Genomic DNA, 4,211 nt, shown 5'->3' on the forward strand with positions numbered 1-4,211 from the left:
CCAATCGGGACGAAGTGCCACGATCTCGTTGTAAAGCGCGACGCAGATTCGCCGGCTCATGCAGACGATCATGCCCTTGCCGTCAAGCGCGGCGAGCCGCCGCTCGAAATGCTCGACGATATCCGCCGCGACCATTTTCAGGCGCTTCTCGGCTCCAACCAGCGCCTCGACGTTGGACCATTTCTGCTTCAGCTTTTCCTGCTCGGTCAGGGCCTCGTCTTCTGTCAGTGCTTCGATCTCGGCATCGATCCGGGGCTTCTCCTCCTCTGGCAGCTCGATGCGGGCTAGGCGGCTTTCGTAGTAGATGGGTACCGTCGCGCCATCCTCGACTGCGCGGGTGATGTCGTAGATGTCGATGTAGTCGCCAAAGACGGCCGGCGTATTCACGTCGTCCTTTTCGATCGGCGTTCCGGTGAAGCCGATAAAAGACGCGTTGGGCAGCGCATCCCGGAGGAGTTTCGCGAAACCGTAGGTACGCTTGCCTGTCTTGGGGTCGATCTTTGCCCGGAATCCGTAATGGCTCCGGTGGGCCTCGTCAGCAATCACGACCACATTGCGCCGGTCGGTCATCTTCCCTTCAGACAGCTTCTGCAGGGTCGTGAAGATGATCCCGCCGGAGACGCGGTTCAGGACCTGTTGCAGATGCTCGCGGCTTTCCGCCTGCTCGGGCGTCTGGCGGATCAGGTCGCGGCACATGGAAAAGGTCTGGAACAGCTGATCGTCGAGATCGTTGCGGTCAGTTAGCACGACAATGGTCGGGTTCTCCATCTGCGAGTGCCGCACCAGCTGGCCCGCGAAGAACGCCATGAGCAGGCTCTTTCCCGAGCCTTGGGTGTGCCAGATCACCCCGGCCTTGCGGTCGCCGTCGACAGCGCTGGCGCGCAGCGTGCTTTGGACCGCCTTCTTGACCGCGTGAAATTGGTGGTAGCCTGCGATGATCTTGACGATGCCCGAGCCGGTGTCGCCGAACACCGTGAAGTCGCGGATGAGCTCCAGGAAGCGCCCCTTCTCGAATACGCCCTCGATCAGCACGTCCATCTCGGGGCTGCCCTTCGGCGCCACCTCGCGCCCGTCGGTGGTGCGCCAGGGCATGAAGCGCTCCTCGTTGGCGGTGAGCGACCCTACGCGCGCCAAGGTGCCGTCGGACGTCACCAGCACCGCGTTGGTCCGAAAGAGCGAGGGAATCTCGGCCTTGTAGGTCTGAAGCTGATTATAGGCGCTGGTGAGCGTTGCAGTCTCCGCGCCCGGGTTCTTGAGCTCGATCACCGCGAGCGGCAGACCATTCACGAAAACGACCACGTCGGGCCGGCGGTTGCGGCCGTTCTCGATCAAGACCATCTGGTCGACGACAAGCCAATCGTTGGCGTCTGGGTAATCGAAATCAATCAGGCGCACCTTGTCGCCGCGAATGGTGCCGTCTTCGGCGTGAAACTCCACATCCACGCCTTCGACAATCAGCCGGTGAAGCCTGCGGTTTTCCTCAACAAGCGAAGCGCTTTCCGATCCCAGAACCTGCTTGATCGCCTCCTCGCGCGCCTCTGGTGGAATGTGGGGGTTCAGCCGTTCGAGCGCCGCTTCCAGCCGCCCGCGCAAGATGACGTCATCATAGGCCGACCGCTCGGGCGCCGTGCCGTCCGGGCCGATGACGGCATCGGGCGCGTTCGCATACCCAAGCTCGCCGAACCTGGCGATCAGGGCCTTCTCGATGTCGTCTTCGCTGAGGAAGGTCATAACAAACTCTGTTCAACATTGGGTTGCTTGTGGATTGCGCTTACTATCGCATGCGCCATTGAAATTGCTTGCAGATCATACGTGCCCGTTAGAGCGGGCCGGGACGCGACGAAAGCCAAGGTCTTCTGAGATTTCCTTGCCCGCGGGCATGTGAGGGTCGAGGCACACAGCCCGCGCGCAGGGCAGGTGCGACACCTAGGCAGCCCCGCGGACGCTTCGTTAACTTGACATTCGCACCTTTCGCGCACATATTTCTGGCAGCTCATCTGCCATGTGTAGAAGGAGTTTTCGAGGTCGCTCCGAGAAATCGGCGCGGCCTTAGCTTTTTCAACGCCGGCCAGCATGGTACGAATCCCTCTCCCTCCTGAACTTGCGGACTCGGTGGATGCGGTCCGTACAGAAAGCCGTCTTCAGAAGCAGATAGCCCCCACGTTGTGCCAGGACGACGAGATACTCCTCTTGGTACCACAAGATCCAATTGAGCTCTCGCTCACGCTCCTGTTCCCATACGTCAATAGCCGCAACTGCATCAGCGTTCTCGATGACCCAGCGTATCAGCGGAAGTCTTTCGCACCGCCTCAAGTCAGGCATGCGGTCATCCTCAACGCGGCCTTCTGAAATCAGATGCCAGAAGCAGGCCCATTTCCGATTGTGTTCTGGAACACGGCGGGCGCGCACGGGCACGCCACGGAACCTGAGATCATGCCGAATAATGTCGCGTTCGAAGACCTCATAAAGAGCGGCCTCGTATGCCTCCCAAAGGTCGCCGAAATCATTCAACGTGATTAGTCGAGGCGGCGTCATTGGCGCACCTCGTTCGCGCGCCAGCGCAGCAGGTTGAATTTCCGGTTTTGAAAGGCCGAAGTCTGCGAAAGGGCACCCGGCCCAAGTGCTGCCTTCAGATCGGCGATCAGCGCCGTTTTGGCCGTACTTCCCGCTGATCCGCGATTCTCGTAAGCGATGGCACCAATCAGAAGATCAGTAAGTTGCAGGTGCGCACTCTCATGGGAACGCACCTGCTGAACGCGCTCGACCGTCTCGTGGCCAAAGTCGTACAGGCTGTTGCAAAGCACCTCATGCAAATGGCGCGCCTTGCGTCCGCCGCGTGTATCCTTGAGGTCAAGGTAGACGCGATAGCGGTTCGGGGCCGCGAAGACGTACCGCAGCATGGTGTAGTACATCTTGTAGTACCACTCGTCGTGGTTCTGCCCAAAACGTTCGTGATCCAGTGCTCCTTTGTCCGGAATAAGAACGCCCCGGAAATGCAGAGCGTCATCTCGCAAGAACAGGGCAATCAGGTCTCGGTAGAAGTCGACTTTCCCTTGTGAGACTTTCGTCCACTTGACCTCAAAATCAGGAGCCAGGCCGTGGTGCCGCTTGAGGTCACCAATCGCCCGTGAAATGCGCCGCACCTCTTGGGCACGGCAGTACACGCCCCCAAGAACCATGACCGGGATATTGTCATTCTCCAGGTGACAGCTTTCGTCGCAGTAGATGTTGTAGATCAGTGAGGTCATCCTCTCTCTCCCGCGAGATCAGCGAGCGCCGCCTTCAGCACCTGGAAACAGACCTTTGCCGTGTGCTCGTCCGGGGCAAAGCCTGAAACCAGTTGTTGATACGGGTGAATGTAATTTCGGAAGTCGCGCAAACCGTGGCCAAATCTCTGTACGTCAGGGCTGAGCAGACCAACCTCGCAGGCCGCATCAATGAAGGCCGCGAGTGTCCAGTCCTGGAAGGGGCGGACCTTCCCGGTCTTGTCCTTCGGCGCACAGGTGGCTCGGTTGAAACCGGCCGGATCGGCTTGCGCGGCGCCGAGGAGCGCCCCTTCAAGGACGCTGCCACACAGGAAAATCACCGAAAGATGCGCGCCGGCCTTCAGGGCATTTCTTGCTTCAGCGATCCGGGCCTCAAGGATTTGTGCGACGCCCGCATCGACCGGAAGCCTATTGATGTTCGGGATCTGGAACTCGCGGTCGAGAAATCCCGCCTCGGCGTCGGAAGCAGGGGCTGCCTTCTTGCCGGTCAACCGTTCGACGATCTTCCGGCAGTGATCGAGCAAGGCGGCATCCGGAGCCTCGCCCTTCAGTTCCTTGCTGGCGACGTAAGCCTCGAGCAGCTCCTCCAGAACCTTGCCCACCAGCGCGTCGGGCTCCCGCTCCCAAAAGGCGCGCAGCTTCTTGGCCTTGGATGTCCCAAAGGTCTGATACTTGCGCGAGTGGATATCGACGCCGTGGCGGCGGAAGAACTCGGCAAAGGTGGCATCGCTGTAATCGAGGACATAGCCGCCACCCATGCCCAGCAGGCTTTCCAGATACCTCTTGTCGATATCGGAAAGGCTGCTCACACCTCGCCCTCCACGATCTTCTCAGCCTCGGCCACGCGAATCTCGCCGGACATGAGCCTGGGCAGCAGCAGGTCGCGGGTCTGGGCGAGGGTGCGGGATTCGCGTTCGTTGGCGATGATGCGTTCGAGCATCGGCG

General features: G+C 60.2%; 3 protein-coding genes. All 3 read right to left on the bottom strand.

Annotated features, from left to right (window positions below; all coding sequences use genetic code 11):
* Positions 1-1,731, bottom strand: a 1,731-nt coding sequence (locus F3H26_RS19085) for a type I restriction endonuclease subunit R (protein ID WP_149777550.1), incomplete at its 3' end; no start/stop codon positions are given.
* Positions 1,732-2,531: 800 nt separating this feature from the next.
* Positions 2,532-3,248 (bottom strand): DUF3800 domain-containing protein, encoded by a 717-nt coding sequence (locus F3H26_RS19095; protein WP_149777552.1) that lies wholly within the window; start codon positions 3,246-3,248, stop codon positions 2,532-2,534.
* Positions 3,245-4,075, bottom strand: a complete 831-nt coding sequence (locus F3H26_RS19100) for a hypothetical protein (RefSeq protein ID WP_149777553.1) — start codon at positions 4,073-4,075, stop codon at positions 3,245-3,247. The genes F3H26_RS19095 and F3H26_RS19100 overlap by 4 nt, the downstream gene beginning before the upstream one ends.
* Positions 4,076-4,211: the final 136 nt, after the last annotated feature.

The organism is Ruegeria intermedia, from assembly GCF_900129345.1.
In the GTDB taxonomy this organism is placed as follows: domain Bacteria; phylum Pseudomonadota; class Alphaproteobacteria; order Rhodobacterales; family Rhodobacteraceae; genus Ruegeria; species Ruegeria intermedia.

What these genes read in the sequence shown, in the direction of transcription:
- F3H26_RS19095 (WP_149777552.1), bottom strand. Translation starts at nt 3,248, where the DNA reads ATGACCTCACTGATCTACAACATCTACTGCGACGAAAGCTGTCACCTG.